This window comes from uncultured Cocleimonas sp. (assembly GCF_947495625.1).
Classification (GTDB): domain Bacteria; phylum Pseudomonadota; class Gammaproteobacteria; order Thiotrichales; family Thiotrichaceae; genus Cocleimonas.
The window spans coordinates 1-15,877 of the sequence record NZ_CANLZW010000059.1 but is presented as its reverse complement, the minus strand read 5'-3'; the positions used below and the strand labels follow the sequence as shown (position 1 = coordinate 15,877).

Sequence of the window (15,877 nt, the reverse complement as noted above, 5' to 3'; positions counted from 1 at the left end):
TTTTACCGTGGTCGACGTGACCAATTGTGCCCACGTTTACATGGGGCTTATTACGTTCAAATTTTTCTTTGGACATGATTACTCACCTTTCAATTATCATTGCATCAGCCACCGATTTTGGCACCTCTGCATACTTCGCAAACCCCATTGAGTAATTTGCTCGACCTTGAGACACTGACCTTAAAGCAGTGGCATACCCGAACATTTCCGCCAATGGAACTTCCGCACGAATGATTTTACCCGAAGGAGCCTCATCCATGCCCTGAACGATGCCGCGACGACGATTTAAGTCACCCATAACATCACCCATATTTTCTTCTGGCGCTACAACCTCTACTTTCATAATAGGTTCTAGCAATTTAGGCCCAGCTGAAATTACACCATCACGTATAGCCATCGATCCTGCGACTTTGAAGGACATCTCACTTGAATCAACATCATGAAATGAACCGTCATACAATGTAACTTTAATATCAACGACCGGGCAACCAGCCAACACACCATTCTGAAGCTGTTCTTGAATACCACTATTCACAGAAGGTATAAACTCCTGAGGAACAGAACCACCAACAACTTCATTTACAAATTCGTAACCAGCACCCTCTTCCAAAGGCTCCAGTTTTATTAACACATGACCATAATGGCCTTTACCACCTGACTGGCGAATAAATTTACCTTCAGCACTTGCTGACTGGCTAATTTTTTCGCGATATGAAACTTGAGGATTACCGACATTAGCATCAACACTAAATTCACGTTTCATACGATCAACAATAATATCAAGGTGCAACTCACCCATTCCAGATATTATTGTTTGACCTGTCTCTTCTTCAGTATGCACCCTAAACGAAGGATCTTCTTGCGCCAGCTTTGCTAAAGCCTGTGCCATTTTTTCCTGATCAACCGTTGTCTTTGGCTCTACAGCAACAGAGATAACAGGCTCAGGAAAATCTAATCTTTCTAATGCTATAGGATGAGATTTATCACAAAGTGTATCACCCGTAGTCACATCTTTAAGCCCTACCGCAGCAGCAATATCTCCCGCATAGACTTCTTTAACTTCTTCTCTAGAATTAGAATGCATCTGCAAGATGCGTCCAATCCTTTCTTTTTTCCCTTTCAGTGGATTCAAAACCATATCACCGGTTTTTAGCTTTCCAGAGTACACCCTGAAAAACGTTAAAGTACCCACAAAAGGATCTGTAGCTATTTTGAATGCCAGCGAAGCGAATGGCTCATCATCTGAAGCCTTACGCTCAACTTGCTTACCATCTTCTGAACCGTCATCAACAATACCTGTAATGGACGGAACATCTAGTGGAGACGGCATATAACGAACCACCGCATCCAACATCGCTTGCACACCTTTATTTTTAAAAGATGAACCACACATAGCAGGAACAATCTCACCAGCCAGTGTTCGAATACGTATGCCAGCATGAATCTGATCTTCTGTAAGATCACCATCATTCAAATACACATCCATTAATTCTTCATTTGCTTCAGCTGCAGCCTCTACAAGCTTTTCACGCCAAGCTTCAGCATCTGCAATCAAAGCTTCAGGAACATCATCAAGAGTATAGGTTAAACCCATATCTGAATCATCCCAGCTAATTGATTTCATTTTTATGAGATCAATTACACCTTTAAAACCATCTTCCTCGCCATTAGATATTTGCAAGGGCACTGGAGTTGCACCTAAACGCTCTTCAATCTGATCGACGACACGCAAAAAGTTTGCCCCAATACGATCCATCTTATTCACAAAGACCATACGCGGAACATTGTACTTATTAGCTTGACGCCAAACCGTTTCCGATTGAGGCTCTACACCACCAACTGCACAAAAAACAGCAACAGCACCATCAAGCACCCTTAAAGACCGCTCAACTTCAATAGTAAAATCAACATGACCAGGCGTGTCGATAATATTAATTCTATGCTTACTGAATTGCTGCTCCATACCAGACCAAAAACATGTCGTGGCAGCAGAGGTTATCGTAATACCTCTTTCTTGCTCTTGCTCCATCCAATCCATGGTTGCAGCACCGTCGTGCACCTCACCTATTTTGTGAGATACACCGGTATAGAACAATATTCTTTCTGTTGTGGTCGTCTTGCCTGCATCAATATGCGCCATAATTCCGATATTGCGATATTGATCAAGGGGGGTTGTACGAGCCACTTTATTTACCTTATATAAATTTTTTACCGGACAACCAGCAATAAATTATATTTTCCAATTACCAACGGAAGTGAGCGAATGCCTTGTTTGCATCTGCCATTTTATGAGTATCTTCACGCTTCTTTACAGCAGAACCGCGCTTCTCAGCCGCATCCATCAACTCACCCGCAAGCTTCAATGCCATTGACTTTTCACCACGACGTCTAGATGCATCAACCAACCAACGCATAGCCAAGGCATTTTGACGAGATGATCTAACTTCAACTGGAACCTGATAAGTCGCACCACCTACTCGGCGTGACTTAACCTCAACAGAAGGACGAACATTCTCAAGAGCCGCCTCAAGCACCTCCATTCCGTCATTTCCTTTCTTAGCAGCGATTTGATCTAAAGCCACATATACAACTTTCTCAGCTATAGACTTCTTACCATCTTTCATAATGGTATTAATAAACTTTGCCAAAACAAGGCTACCAAACTTAGGGTCTGGAAGGATAATTCGTTTTGGTACTTCTCTTCTTCTTGGCATAAAAAACTCGCTACTTTATTTGTTTACTATTATTCAACATCTCACTAACACATAGTCAGCAAGCTAAAAATTATTGCTTAGATAAAACTAAGACTTTGGACGCTTAGCACCGTACTTAGATCGACCTTGTCTACGCTCTTGTACACCCTGCGTATCAAGCGAACCACGTACTACGTGATAACGAACACCAGGCAAATCTTTAACACGACCACCACGAATCAATACAACCGAGTGCTCTTGCAAGTTATGCCCTTCACCACCAATGTAACTACTTACTTCGAAACCATTCGTTAAACGTACACGAGCTACTTTTCTCATTGCTGAGTTAGGCTTCTTAGGAGTAGTCGTATATACCCTTGTACATACTCCACGACGTTGCGGACAAGCTTCCAAAGCTGGAACATTGCTCTTTTCCATCTTGCGCTTTCGAGGTTTGCGCACTAACTGATTAACAGTAGACATTAAATCTATTTCTCCAACTTTATTACCCTGTACCAGAATTATCAGGCACAAGAAAAATCAACAATCGTCTTAACGATAAAGGCGCGGAATTCTATTACCCCTACGCTCTCATGTCAAGACAGGTTTCTATTTTAAAAATGTATTTTTTAAGACTCATCCAAAACTTCAACCCTTACCTACTTTTAGCCATAAAAAAAGGGCTATAAGTAGGGGGGTGTCATTTCAGAGTTATCTTAAGCTTTAAACTTACTCTTCTGTAACTTCTTCTATCTCTATCGCAACAGGCTCTTCCTTATCTCCATCAGGCAATTCAGCCATTAAAGAAGAAAGTTGCTGCTGAAGCTCTTCTTGCTTTTTACGTCGAGCAAGATGATGAGTTAAACCCGTTCCAGCAGGAATTAATCGACCTACGATTACGTTCTCTTTCAGACCACGTAAATCATCACGAGCACCTTTAACAGATGCCTCCGTAAGAACTCGAGTAGTCTCCTGGAACGAAGCTGCAGATATAAACGAATCAGTAACAAGTGAAGCCTTAGTAATACCCAACAATACGCGATCGTATTTAGCTGGAATCTTTCCTTCAGCAACAAACTTTTCGTTTGCTTCATCTATCTGCCAGTAATCAAGTTGCTCTCCTTTAAGCATACGAGTATCACCAGATGCAGTAATGACTGCTTTGCGCATCATTTGACGTGAAATGATCTCAACATGCTTATCATTAATCTTTACACCTTGTAAACGATACACTTCCTGAACTTCTTTAACCAAATGCTCTGCTAGTGCTACAGGACCTAATAAACGCAAAATATCATGTGAACTAGCCTCACCATCGGCAATCATCTCACCTCTAGCAACTTTCTCACCTTCAAATACATCAAGGTTACGCCATTTAGGAATAAGAATTTCATAATGCTCACCTTTATCAGGTGTAATCACTAAACGTTTCTTACCTTTTGTTTCTTTACCCCAGGAGAACGTACCAGAGATTTCTGCAAGAATTGCTGGTTGCTTAGGCTTTCTGGCCTCAAACATATCTGCAACTCGTGGAAGACCACCAGTAATATCACGTGTCTTAGAAGACTCCTGAGTTAAACGCGCAAGTACATCACCAATATCTACTTTAGCGCCATTTGTTAGACTTACTACTGCACCACCAGCCAAAGGATATTGAACCGGAATTTCAGTATTATCAAAGAACAATGAATTACCCTGATCATCCAATAATCTAATCATTGGATTGAGATCTTTAGAACCAGCACCACGTGCCGCAGGATCTGTGACGATAGTAGAACTCAGACCAGTAACTTCGTCGACATGAGTATTTATGGTTGAACCATCAACGAAATCTACAAAGTCTACAGTACCAGCAACCTCAGTTACGATTGGGTGAGTATGCGGATCCCATGTGGCTACTTCTTGACCCATTTCAACCGCATCATCATCTTTAATTGTTACAACAGCACCGTAAGGCAACTTATAACGCTCACGCTCACGACCTTGATCATCAACAACACTGATTACACCTGAACGAGATACCGTCACAAGGTTTCCATCTTTGTTAATAACCGTCTTAACGTTTGATAAGCGAGCAGTACCAGCAGACTTAACAAGTATATTATTATCAGCAGCAGCACGACTTGCAGCACCACCGATATGAAATGTACGCATGGTCAACTGAGTACCTGGCTCTCCGATTGACTGAGCAGCAATTACACCAACCGCCTCACCCATATTAACCAAATGACCTCTACCCAAATCACGACCATAACATTGAGCACAAACACCTTTACGAGATGCACACGTGATTGCCGATCGAACTTGAATCTCATCTACGCCCAAATCATCAAGCTTCGAAACCCATTCTTCATCCAACAAGGTTTTAGCAGGTATAACAAGCTTACCTTTATGATCCAATACATCCACCGCAGCAACTCGTCCTAGAACTCGCTCACCTAGTGGCTCAACAACATCACCACCTTCAATGATTGGCTTCATGGATAAACCGTTTTCTGTTCCACAATCATCAAGTGTAACTACCATATCTTGAGACACATCGACAAGGCGTCTGGTCAAATATCCAGAGTTAGCGGTTTTCAAAGCAGTATCGGCAAGACCTTTACGAGCTCCGTGAGTAGATATAAAGTATTGAAGTACATTTAGACCTTCACGGAAGTTAGACGTAATAGGTGTTTCGATGATTGAGCCATCCGGCTTAGCCATCAATCCACGCATACCAGCTAATTGACGAATCTGAGCCGCAGAACCACGAGCTCCAGAGTCGGCCATCATGTAGATTGAGTTGAAAGACTCCTGAGATACAGTTTTACCTTCCGCATCTACAACATCTTCCTTACCCATTCCATCCATCATCGCTTTAGCTACTTGTTCGTTGGTACGCGCCCAAATATCGACAACTTTGTTATATCGCTCACCTTGAGTTACAAGACCTGAAGAGTATTGATCTTCAATTTCTTTAACATCATCTTCAGAGCGACCAATAATGGTAGCCTTTTCTTCTGGAATCATCATGTCATTCGCACAGAATGAAACACCAGATAATGTCGCGTATTTATAACCTGTATACATCAACTGATCAGCTAGAATAACAGTATCTTTTAGACCTATTCTTCTATAACCCTCATTGATAAGGTTAGAAATATTCTTTTTCTTCATTACACAGTTAATTTTCTCAAACGGAATACCGTCTGGTAAAACATCAGACAAAATAGCACGTCCTACTGTGGTATCGACACGACGAGTCTTTACAACTAGCTCACCATTATCATCATATTCACTATCAGTAATACGAACCTGTACTTTTGCATGAAGAGAGACAAGGTCTGTCTCATAAGCACGTTTTGCTTCTTTAGCATCAACGAAAATCATACCCTCGCCTTTTGCATTGACACTTTCTCGTGTCATGTAGTAAAGACCCAATACAATATCTTGAGAAGGAACAATAATCGGCTCACCATTTGCAGGCGAAAGCACGTTATTGGTAGCCATCATAAGCACACGAGCTTCAGTTTGCGCTTCAAGTGACAATGGAACGTGAACAGCCATCTGATCACCATCGAAGTCGGCATTGAACGCAGAACATACTAACGGATGAAGTTGAATAGCTTTACCTTCGATCAATACAGGCTCAAATGCCTGAATACCTAATCTATGAAGGGTTGGAGCACGATTCAATAATATAGGATGCTGACGAATTATCTCAGCAAGGATATCCCATACTTCTGGAGTCTCTCTTTCTACTAATTTTTTAGCTGCTTTAATGGTAGTAGCCAAGCCACGTCTTTGTAATTTTCCGAATATAAATGGCTTGAATAATTCAAGCGCCATTTTCTTAGGCAAACCACATTGATGCAATCTTAACGACGGACCAACAACGATTACCGAACGACCAGAGTAATCAACACGCTTACCCAATAGATTCTGACGGAAACGACCTTGCTTACCTTTGATCATATCAGCCAAAGATTTTAACTGGCGCCTGTTTGATCCAGTAATTGCACGCCCACGACGACCATTGTCAAGCAACGCATCAACAGATTCTTGAAGCATACGCTTTTCATTACGCACAATGATATCTGGTGCATTTAAGTCTAATAAACGTCTAAGGCGGTTATTACGGTTAATTACACGACGGTACAAATCATTTAGATCTGAAGTTGCAAATCGACCACCTTCAAGAGGAACAAGCGGACGTAAATCAGGCGGCAATACAGGAAGTATTGTCATAATCATCCAGTCTGGCTTGTTACCAGAACCTAAGAATGATTCCATCAATTTCATTCGCTTACTAATGCGCTTAAGCTTAGTTTCAGACTTAGTTGCATCAGCTTGTTCGTTTAAGTCTTCAATAGCTTCTTTAATATCAACTGTTTTAAGCATCTTGAGAACAGCTTCAGCACCCATTCCAGCATCGAATTCGTCACCAAACTCTTCAACAGCTTCTAGGTAAGCTTCATCACTAAGTAATTGACCTCTTTCAAGAGTCGTCATACCAGGCTCTACAACCACAAATGCTTCAAAATACAACACACGCTCAATATCACGCAATGTCATATCCAGGAATAAACCTATTCTAGATGGTAATGATTTCAAAAACCAAATATGTGCAACCGGGCAAGCCAAGTCAATGTGACCCATACGATCACGACGCACTTTAGTATTAGTTACTTCAACGCCACATTTTTCACAAACAACTCCACGGTGCTTGAGACGCTTATACTTTCCACATAGGCACTCATAGTCTTTAACTGGCCCAAAAATCTTGGCACAAAAAAGACCGTCACGCTCTGGTTTAAATGTTCGATAGTTGATTGTCTCCGGCTTCTTAACTTCACCGTATGACCATGAACGTATTACTTCAGGTGATGCTAAACCAATACGTATTGCATCGAATTCTTCTGTATCTGCTTGCTGCTTAAAAATATTCAGCAAGTCTCCCATACCTTTATTCATCATAACGTCACCTATTAACTATCTTTTTCAAGTTCAATATTAAGAGCCAAAGATCGAATCTCTTTCATCAATACATTAAAGGATTCTGGCATACCAGCTTCCATTTGTAGATTCCCATCAACGATATTCTTGTACATCTTATTTCTACCCTGAACATCGTCCGACTTAACCGTCAACACTTCCTGTAGAGTGTATGCAGCTCCGTATGCCTCAAGAGCCCAAACCTCCATCTCACCAAAGCGCTGACCACCAAACATAGCTTTACCACCAAGTGGTTGCTGTGTAACAAGACTGTAAGGTCCGGTTGAACGAGCATGCATTTTATCGTCTACCAAGTGATTCAATTTCAACATATGCATGTAACCAACAGTTATCTTTCTTTCGAAAGCCTTACCTGTTCGACCGTCATACAACGTTGTTTGACCTGACTCTGGTAAGTCTGCCAATTTAAGCATACTTTTTATTTCAGTTTCTGCCGCACCATCGAATACCTGAGTAGCCATTGGGACACCACGACGCAGATTACCAGCCATTTCAATGACCTCTTCATCCGTCATTTCAGAGATATCACCCTGATCTGGATTACCGTCAGTACTATAAATCTCAGTTAAGAATTTACGCAATTCGTCTACTTGAGCTTTAGCATCAATCATTCGACCAATCTTTTCACCCAGACCTTTAGCTGCCCAGCCTAAATGCATTTCAAGCACCTGACCAACGTTCATTCGAGAAGGAACACCAAGTGGGTTCAAAGCGATATCTACCGGAACTCCAGACTCGTCATAAGGCATATCTTCAACAGGAACTATTCGAGATACAACACCCTTGTTTCCATGACGACCCGCCATTTTATCACCAGGCTGCATACGACGACGTACTGCCACATATACTTTTACAACTTTAAGAACACCAGGAGCTAAATCATCACCAGCAGTAATTTTATCTTTTTGTTTCTGCAAGCGTTCTTCGTAGCGTTTCTTCTGCTCATCTAAAAGTACCGAAAGTTTTTCAAGCTGAGTATTAGCTTCTTCATTACGCATTCGCAATGAGAACCACTCTTTCTGATCTAGATCAGTTAGGTATGCTTTAGTGACTTTTCCGCCGGCTTTTATACCAGCCGGACCTCCGTCAACGACTTTATTTAGTACTAACTTCTCAACACGAGCATAAATATCTTCTTCAAAAACAAATAACTCATCACGTAAGTCATTTCTAACTTTAGAAAGAGCCTCTTCTTCAAGAGAGATTGCACGAGCATCTTTTTCAACACCATCACGTGTAAATACTCTTACATCGATAACAGTTCCAAACATGCTTGATTTTACACGTGAAGACGTATCTTTAACGTCAGAAGCTTTTTCTCCGAAAATAGCACGTAGTAACTTTTCTTCAGGAGTTAGCTGGGTTTCACCTTTAGGCGTAACTTTACCAACTAGAATATCACCCGGCTTTACTTCAGCTCCAACATGAACGATTCCAGACTCATCAAGCTTAGAAAGCAAATGTTCACTTACATTTGGGATATCAGCAGTTATCTCTTCGGCACCTAATTTAGTATCACGAGCGAGACAAGTCACTTCTTCTATGTGAATTGAAGTAAAGCGATCTTCTTCAACAACTCTCTCAGAAACAAGAATCGAATCCTCAAAGTTATATCCATTCCATGGCATAAAGGCGATTTTAATATTTTGACCTAGAGCCAATTCACCAAGATCCGTTGAAGAACCATCAGCTAATACATCACCACGCGCAACCTTGTCACCAATCTTTACAATAGGTTTCTGATTCACACAGGTATTCTGGTTTGAACGGGTATATTTGATGAGATTATAAATATCAACACCACCATCCTGGGCTTCATCATCATTTACACGAATAACTATTCGAGCAGCATCAGCAGCTATTACTTCACCGCCACGCTTAGATACAACTGTTGTTCCAGAGTCAACTGCAACAACTCGCTCCATACCCGTTCCACTTACAGGCGTTTCAGCACGTAAACATGGAACAGCTTGACGTTGCATGTTTGACCCCATCAACGCACGGTTAGCATCATCATGCTCCAAGAATGGAATCAAAGAAGCTGCCACAGAAACAATCTGCTTTGGAGATACATCCATGTATTGGATATCTTCTGGAATAGACATTGCAAATTCATTTTGATAACGACAAGAAATCATGTCATTAGTAAATTTATTTTCCTTATCTAGAACAGCATTAGCCTGAGCTATTACAAAACGAGACTCTTCAATTGCAGACAAATAATCAATTTCATCTAATACCTGACCATTTTCTACTTTACGATACGGAGTTTCCAAGAAACCATAATCATTAGTCTTAGCAAAAACAGCAAGAGAGTTGATCAAACCAATGTTTGGACCCTCCGGTGTTTCAATCGGACAAACACGACCATAGTGAGTTGGATGAACGTCACGAACTTCGAAACCTGCTCGCTCACGAGTAAGACCACCAGGGCCTAATGCAGATATTCTTCTCTTATGAGTAATTTCAGACAATGGATTATTCTGATCCATGAACTGTGATAACTGACTTGAACCAAAGAACTCTTTTACCGCTGCAGAAACTGGCTTAGCATTAACCATATCCTGAGGCATCAACCCTTCACTTTCCGCTACAGTAAGACGCTCTTTAACAGCCCTCTCCACTCGAACAAGTCCGATACGGAAAGCATTCTCAGCCATTTCACCAACGCTTCTGATACGTCTGTTACCTAGATGATCAATATCATCTATGACACCAAAACCATCTCGAATACCAATTAAGGTCTTAAGAACATTAACGATATCAGAATCAGTTTTACCGGTAGCTTTTAACTCTTCATACTGAGGACCAAACTTCTCAACCAAAGCCTTAGAAGCAGCATCAGTTCTTCCTGACAAGTACCCAAGATCAAAAAGAATCGCAGGACCTGTCTCATCCGTATACTCAAGACGACGATTAAACTTCATACGCCCAACACCAGAAAGATCATATCTATCCTCTGAGAAGAATAGATTATGAAATAGGTTTTCAGCAGCTTCTTTTGTTGGCGGCTCACCAGGTCTCATCATGCGATATATTTCAATCATCGCTTCAAGCGGTGTTTGTGTAGCATCAACTTTTAATGTATTTGATATAAATGGACCACGATCTAATTCATTGGTGTAAATAACATCGAATTTTTTAATATCATTTTCACGCAATAGCTCAATTAACTCTTCAGTTAACTCACTATTAGCTTCAGCAATAAACTCACCAGTAGATTCATCTACGATATTGTGCGCTATCATCTTGCCACACATATACTCATTAGGTACTTCTAACTTACTAATCTTTGCTTTTTCTAGTTCACGGACATGTTTAGCAGTAATTCTACGACCAGACTCTACAACTTTATCTCCACCAACTACGATATCAAATGAAGCTAACTCGCCTCGCAACCTAACAGGGTCTATAGCTAATTGGATTTTAGTTTTTTGAAGAGTTACTTCTAGCTTTTCATAAAAACACTCTAGAATTTGCTCCGTCTCCATTCCTAGCGCTCTAAGAAGAATAGTAGCAGGAAGCTTTCTACGACGGTCAATACGAACAAAAACAGCATCCTTAGGATCAAACTCAAAATCAAGCCACGAACCACGATATGGAATCACCCGGGCGTTATGCAATAACTTACGTGCGGTGTTCGTCTTACCCTTATCATGATCAAAGAAAACTCCAGGAGAACGATGTAACTGAGATACGATTACTCGCTCAGTACCATTAATAACAAAAGTACCTTTCTCTGTCATCAAAGGCATTTCACCAAGATATACATCTTGTTCTTTTATATCTTTAACAACTTTAGTTTTCTTTGGCGCATCTTTATCGTAAATAACCAGTCTTAAAGTAGCGCGAAGCGATGTAGCATATGTTAGACCACGTTGCTGACATTCACGCACATCAAATACAGGCTCAGCCAGATTGTAGTCAACATACTCAAGCATAACAAAGCCAGAGTAACTAACTATAGGAAAAACAGATGTAAAAGCACCATGTAATCCTGCATCTTTGCGCTCCTCTACTGGAACATCAGTCTGCAAATATTGACGATATGACTCCAGTTGAATAGCTAAAAGATAAGGTATATCTAATACCTGTGGGCGTTTACCAAAATCCTTACGGATACGTTTTTTCTCAGTAAAAGTCAGAGCCATCTTAATTCCTCTTCTGAAACCAGTTCAGTAACCTAATAACAAAGACCACAACACATCTTTGTCGAATACTTATTGCAGCTTCAACAACAGCTACAACAAAAAAAATTTTTACAACATTTTAGATCAGAAGCAATCTTCTGATCACCATAAGACAGATAATATCTTATAGTTATTTAAGCGACAAAAGGCCGACAGCAATTATTCACTGTCAGCCTTATGTATCATGAACGAGCAATAAGCCCGTTCATGCAAAGAAGAAATTACTTCAACTCTATTGAAGCACCAGCTTCTTCAAGTTGCTTCTTAATATCTTCAGCTTCTTCTTTAGAAGCGCCTTCTTTAACAGTAACAGGAACGCCTTCTACCATTTCTTTTGCTTCCTTAAGACCAAGACCTGTAATACCACGCACAGCTTTGATAGCACCAATCTTGTTATCGCCAAAGCTTGTCATTACAACATCAAACTCAGTCTGAGCTTCAGCAGCAGCACCAGCTTCAGCAGCAGCAGGAGCAGCAGCAACTGCAGCAGCAGCAGAAACGCCAAATTTTTCTTCCATATCAGAGATCAATTCTACGATCTCCATTACACTCATGTTTGATATTGCTTCTAGAATATCATCTTTAGAAACAGCCATTGTATTTCTCCTAAACCTAAATCAATCGTCGCAAAATGCGACTAGTAAATAAAATAAAATTAATTGTCTGAGAACAAAACTTGCTTATTAAGCAGGTTTTGAATCACGAACAGCAGCAACAGTACGAACAAGTTTTCCGGGAACTTCGTTAAGCGTACGAGCAAGCTTCTCAACAGGAGCTCTAAACGTACCAGCCAATATGGCCAACGCTTGATCTCTTGTAGGCAACTTAGCCAAACGATCGATATCAGAAGCAGGAAGCAATTCCCCACCAACAGATAACATTTTCACTTCCAACTTATCATGCTCTTTAGCGAAATCTTTCAGGACACGAGCCGCAGCACCAGGATCTTCTTGCGAAAATGCCAACACTAACGGACCAACAAAACCTTCACTCATACAAGAAAAATCTGTATCAGCCAAGGCAAGTTTTGCCAGATTATTTTTCACTACGCGCAGATAAACACCACCGTCACGCGCTTTAACACGCAATTCAGTCATCTCTCCTACACTTAATCCGTGGTACTCTGCAGCAACCGCGGAATGAGCTTCTGTAGCAACTGCAGCGACTTCAGAGACAATTTTCTTTTTGTCTTCAAAAGTTAATGCCACAACATCTACCTCTTTAATTCGGCAGCATAACCACCGTTTAATCAAAACAATCAGTTTATACAAACCAAGAGTCCGAAACGACGTGCCCCAAATCGACTGATTTAGGTTACGCCATCTACGCAGGAAATTAAGCACCAAAACCTATAACACAGAATCGGTACACCTACGGTCTTTGACGACATACACCAGGTATATCCATCAATAACTTCTCGTATTTAGCCAAGAAAAAACCTTAGCAAAACACAAAAAGACCGCACAAACATCGTGCAAATTCTTTAAAACTTAAGACTTAACAGTAGAAGTATCTACACTTAAACCAGCACCCATAGTACTAGAAACAGATATCTTCTTTAAGTAAACACCTTTGGCAGAACTAGGCTTTGCCTTAACCAAATCAGCGACTAAAGCATTTAGATTTTCAGTTAGAGCACTACTATCAAAATCTAAATTACCAATAGTACATTGAATAATTCCAGCTTTATCAGTTCTATACCTAACCTGACCGCCTTTCGCATTTTTAACTGCTGTAGCAACATCAGCACTAACAGTGCCAACTTTAGGATTAGGCATTAAGCCACGAGGACCAAGAACCTGCCCCAACTGACCAACCACTCTCATCGCATCAGGGCTTGCAATTACAACATCAAAGTCCATATTGCCTTTTTTGACTTCTTCAGCCAAATCTTCCATACCCACAACATCTGCGCCAGCCTCTTTAGCCGCTTCTACATTATCACCCTGTGTAAATACTGCTACACGAACTGTCTTACCCGTACCATTTGGCAACACTGTAGAACCACGAACAGCCTGATCTGATTTTTTCGCATCAACACCAAGATTAATACTCACATCAACGCTTTCAGTAAACTTAGCAGGAGGAAGGTCTTTTAATAAACTAAAAGCTTCAACTACATCGTACAATTTATCCGCTTCAACTTTTTCGCCAATTAGCTTTTGACGCTTAGTTAACTTAGCCATTACTTAACACCCTCTGTTTCAAGACCCATACTACGAGCACTACCCGCAATTGTTCTAACAGCAGCATCTAAATCAGCAGCAGTTAAATCAGGCTCTTTTGCCTTAGCAATCTCTTCTAACTGAGCTCTTGAAACCTTGCCCACTTTATTAATATTAGGAACAGCACTACCTTTTTGAATACCCGCTGCCTTTCTCAATAAAATTGAAGCAGGCGGAGTCTTAACATCAAATGTAAAACTCTTATCACTATATACAGTAATAACCACTGGCAAAGGCATACCTTGCTCAGCGCTCTGAGTAGCAGCATTAAATGCCTTACAGAATTCCATAATATTCAATCCAACCTGACCCAAAGCTGGACCAACAGGTGGACTTGGGTTTGCCTGACCAGCAGGCACTTGCAATTTGAGATATCTCTCAACTTTCTTAGCCATTATCTAACTCTCCACGAGTTCAAACGTTATCCGTGAGCTGCCAAACAACTCCTTCAAACTCCTCGACAAATATTAAAATTAAGTTTTTTCTACCTGAAAAAATTCAAGCTCCACAGGTGTTGAACGCCCAAAAATCTGAACTGCAACACGCATGGTACTTTTCTCATAGTTGACTTCCTCAACTACACCATTGAAATCATTGAAAGGCCCATCATTAACACGAACCACCTCACCAACCTCAAACAAAACTCTTGGTCGGGGCGCCGCAACACCCTCTTCCATGCGATTCATAATCGCATTTGCTTCTTTCTCTGTTATTGGCGCAGGCCTATCACTAGTACCACCAATAAAACCTAATACTCTTGGCGTATCTTTAACCAAGTGCCAGCTATCATCATTGAGATCCATCTCAACCAAGACATAACCAGGAAAGAACTTTCGGGTACTTTTCTTTTTCTGACCCTCACGCATCTCTACAACTTCTTCAGTAGGGATCAATATCTCACCAAAAGAATCTTCTAGACCAAAGCGCTCGATACGCTCTTTTAACGCTTCTTTCACACGCATTTCATAATTTGAGTACGCATGAACCACAAACCATTGCTTAGACATGTTAACTACCCACCGACAATAGAGCCTTAACACCAGCACCAAGCAGCATATCAACAAACCAAAGGAAAATAGCCAAGATAACCACCATAATGAAAACCATCAAAGTAGTTTGCATAGTTTCGGCACGTGTAGGCCAAACCATTTTTCTAACTTCTGAACGAGCAAGACCAAGAAAGCTTATCAAGCCCCTACCCTTATTCGTAGTAGCAGATATACCAACAGCAATTCCTACCGCCGCTAAAATACCAAGAACCTTATAAAGAAGTGGCTGCTCTGCAAAGTAGTAGAACCCCACAATCCCAGCAAGTAAAAACACCAAAGCCAGTAATAGCTTAATAGTATCAAATACCGAACCCTGAGCTTCTGAATTAGTTGCCATAGTTTGATTTGTCAGCTTGTCTCAGCCTATCCATATATATAGAGTACTTACTTAAAAATCCTTTTTGATCAGAAATGGCAGGCCAGGAGGGACTCGAACCCCCAACAATCGGTTTTGGAAACCGGTGCTCTACCAATTGGAGCTACTGGCCTAATTTGATAACAACGTTAAAAAACCAAGTTTCTGAAACAACAAAAGAACGAAGAACAATCACCTAGTAATTATTCTTCGCTCTCTAAAAGGACGCGGAAGTATAACAGAAAGATTTACTTACTCAATCTATTCCGCATTCTAATTATTCGATGATCTTTGCAACAACACCAGCACCAACAGTACGTCCACCTTCGCGTATTGCGAAACGCAGACCTTCATCCATTGCTATCGG

At 40.9% G+C, this 15,877-nt stretch carries 12 protein-coding genes and 1 tRNA gene; all 13 read right to left on the bottom strand.

What is annotated here, in order from left to right; all coding sequences use genetic code 11:
- Positions 1-82 precede the first annotated feature (82 nt).
- Positions 83-2,185, bottom strand: a complete 2,103-nt coding sequence (fusA, locus tag Q1A31_RS20515; protein WP_299881528.1) for an elongation factor G — start codon at positions 2,183-2,185, stop codon at positions 83-85.
- Between the two features lie 58 nt (positions 2,186-2,243).
- The gene (rpsG, locus tag Q1A31_RS20510) at positions 2,244-2,714 is read right to left on the bottom strand and encodes a 30S ribosomal protein S7 (protein ID WP_299881525.1); all 471 of its coding nucleotides are present in this window, start codon (positions 2,712-2,714) and stop codon (positions 2,244-2,246) included.
- An 87-nt stretch (positions 2,715-2,801) separates the two neighbouring features.
- Complete coding sequence (rpsL, locus tag Q1A31_RS20505; protein ID WP_131907295.1) at positions 2,802-3,176, bottom strand: 30S ribosomal protein S12; 375 nt, start codon at positions 3,174-3,176, stop codon at positions 2,802-2,804.
- A 246-nt stretch (positions 3,177-3,422) separates the two neighbouring features.
- Positions 3,423-7,637, bottom strand: a complete 4,215-nt coding sequence (rpoC, locus tag Q1A31_RS20500) for a DNA-directed RNA polymerase subunit beta' (RefSeq protein ID WP_299881531.1) — start codon at positions 7,635-7,637, stop codon at positions 3,423-3,425.
- 26 nt (positions 7,638-7,663) lie between these two features.
- Positions 7,664-11,842: a DNA-directed RNA polymerase subunit beta gene (gene rpoB / locus Q1A31_RS20495; RefSeq protein ID WP_299881519.1), complete on the bottom strand. Its 4,179-nt coding sequence runs from the start codon at positions 11,840-11,842 to the stop codon at positions 7,664-7,666.
- A 260-nt stretch (positions 11,843-12,102) separates the two neighbouring features.
- The gene (gene rplL, locus Q1A31_RS20490; RefSeq protein WP_299881516.1) at positions 12,103-12,477 is read right to left on the bottom strand and encodes a 50S ribosomal protein L7/L12; all 375 of its coding nucleotides are present in this window, start codon (positions 12,475-12,477) and stop codon (positions 12,103-12,105) included.
- An 87-nt stretch (positions 12,478-12,564) separates the two neighbouring features.
- Complete coding sequence (gene rplJ / locus Q1A31_RS20485) at positions 12,565-13,089, bottom strand: 50S ribosomal protein L10 (RefSeq protein WP_299881513.1); 525 nt, start codon at positions 13,087-13,089, stop codon at positions 12,565-12,567.
- A 282-nt stretch (positions 13,090-13,371) separates the two neighbouring features.
- Positions 13,372-14,067, bottom strand: a complete 696-nt coding sequence (rplA, locus tag Q1A31_RS20480; RefSeq protein ID WP_299881510.1) for a 50S ribosomal protein L1 — start codon at positions 14,065-14,067, stop codon at positions 13,372-13,374.
- The gene (gene rplK / locus Q1A31_RS20475; RefSeq protein ID WP_299881507.1) at positions 14,067-14,501 is read right to left on the bottom strand and encodes a 50S ribosomal protein L11; all 435 of its coding nucleotides are present in this window, start codon (positions 14,499-14,501) and stop codon (positions 14,067-14,069) included. Before rplK ends, rplA begins: the two co-directional genes overlap by 1 nt.
- 78 nt (positions 14,502-14,579) lie before the next feature.
- A complete protein-coding gene (nusG, locus tag Q1A31_RS20470; RefSeq protein ID WP_299881504.1) occupies positions 14,580-15,113 on the bottom strand; it encodes a transcription termination/antitermination protein NusG in 534 nt (177 codons plus the stop codon).
- Between the two features lies 1 nt (position 15,114).
- Positions 15,115-15,492 carry a preprotein translocase subunit SecE gene (gene secE / locus Q1A31_RS20465; protein WP_299881501.1) on the bottom strand — a complete coding sequence of 126 codons (378 nt, stop codon included), beginning with the start codon at positions 15,490-15,492 and terminating at the stop codon, positions 15,115-15,117.
- 75 nt (positions 15,493-15,567) lie between these two features.
- Positions 15,568-15,644 (bottom strand) — tRNA-Trp (locus Q1A31_RS20460).
- 143 nt (positions 15,645-15,787) lie between these two features.
- Positions 15,788-15,877 (bottom strand): elongation factor Tu (locus tag Q1A31_RS20455; RefSeq protein ID WP_080442139.1); only part of this gene is annotated, 90 nt, incomplete at its 5' end.

Coding starts and splice junctions, on each gene's coding strand:
- rplA (WP_299881510.1), bottom strand. CDS start 14,067: ATGGCTAAGTTAACTAAGCGTCAAAAGCTAATTGGCGAAAAAGTTGAA.
- rpoC (WP_299881531.1), bottom strand. CDS start 7,637: ATGGGAGACTTGCTGAATATTTTTAAGCAGCAAGCAGATACAGAAGAA.
- rpoB (WP_299881519.1), bottom strand. CDS start 11,842: ATGGCTCTGACTTTTACTGAGAAAAAACGTATCCGTAAGGATTTTGGT.
- rpsG (WP_299881525.1), bottom strand. CDS start 2,714: ATGCCAAGAAGAAGAGAAGTACCAAAACGAATTATCCTTCCAGACCCT.
- rplL (WP_299881516.1), bottom strand. CDS start 12,477: ATGGCTGTTTCTAAAGATGATATTCTAGAAGCAATATCAAACATGAGT.
- rplK (WP_299881507.1), bottom strand. CDS start 14,501: ATGGCTAAGAAAGTTGAGAGATATCTCAAATTGCAAGTGCCTGCTGGT.
- nusG (WP_299881504.1), bottom strand. CDS start 15,113: ATGTCTAAGCAATGGTTTGTGGTTCATGCGTACTCAAATTATGAAATG.
- secE (WP_299881501.1), bottom strand. CDS start 15,492: ATGGCAACTAATTCAGAAGCTCAGGGTTCGGTATTTGATACTATTAAG.
- rpsL (WP_131907295.1), bottom strand. CDS start 3,176: ATGTCTACTGTTAATCAGTTAGTGCGCAAACCTCGAAAGCGCAAGATG.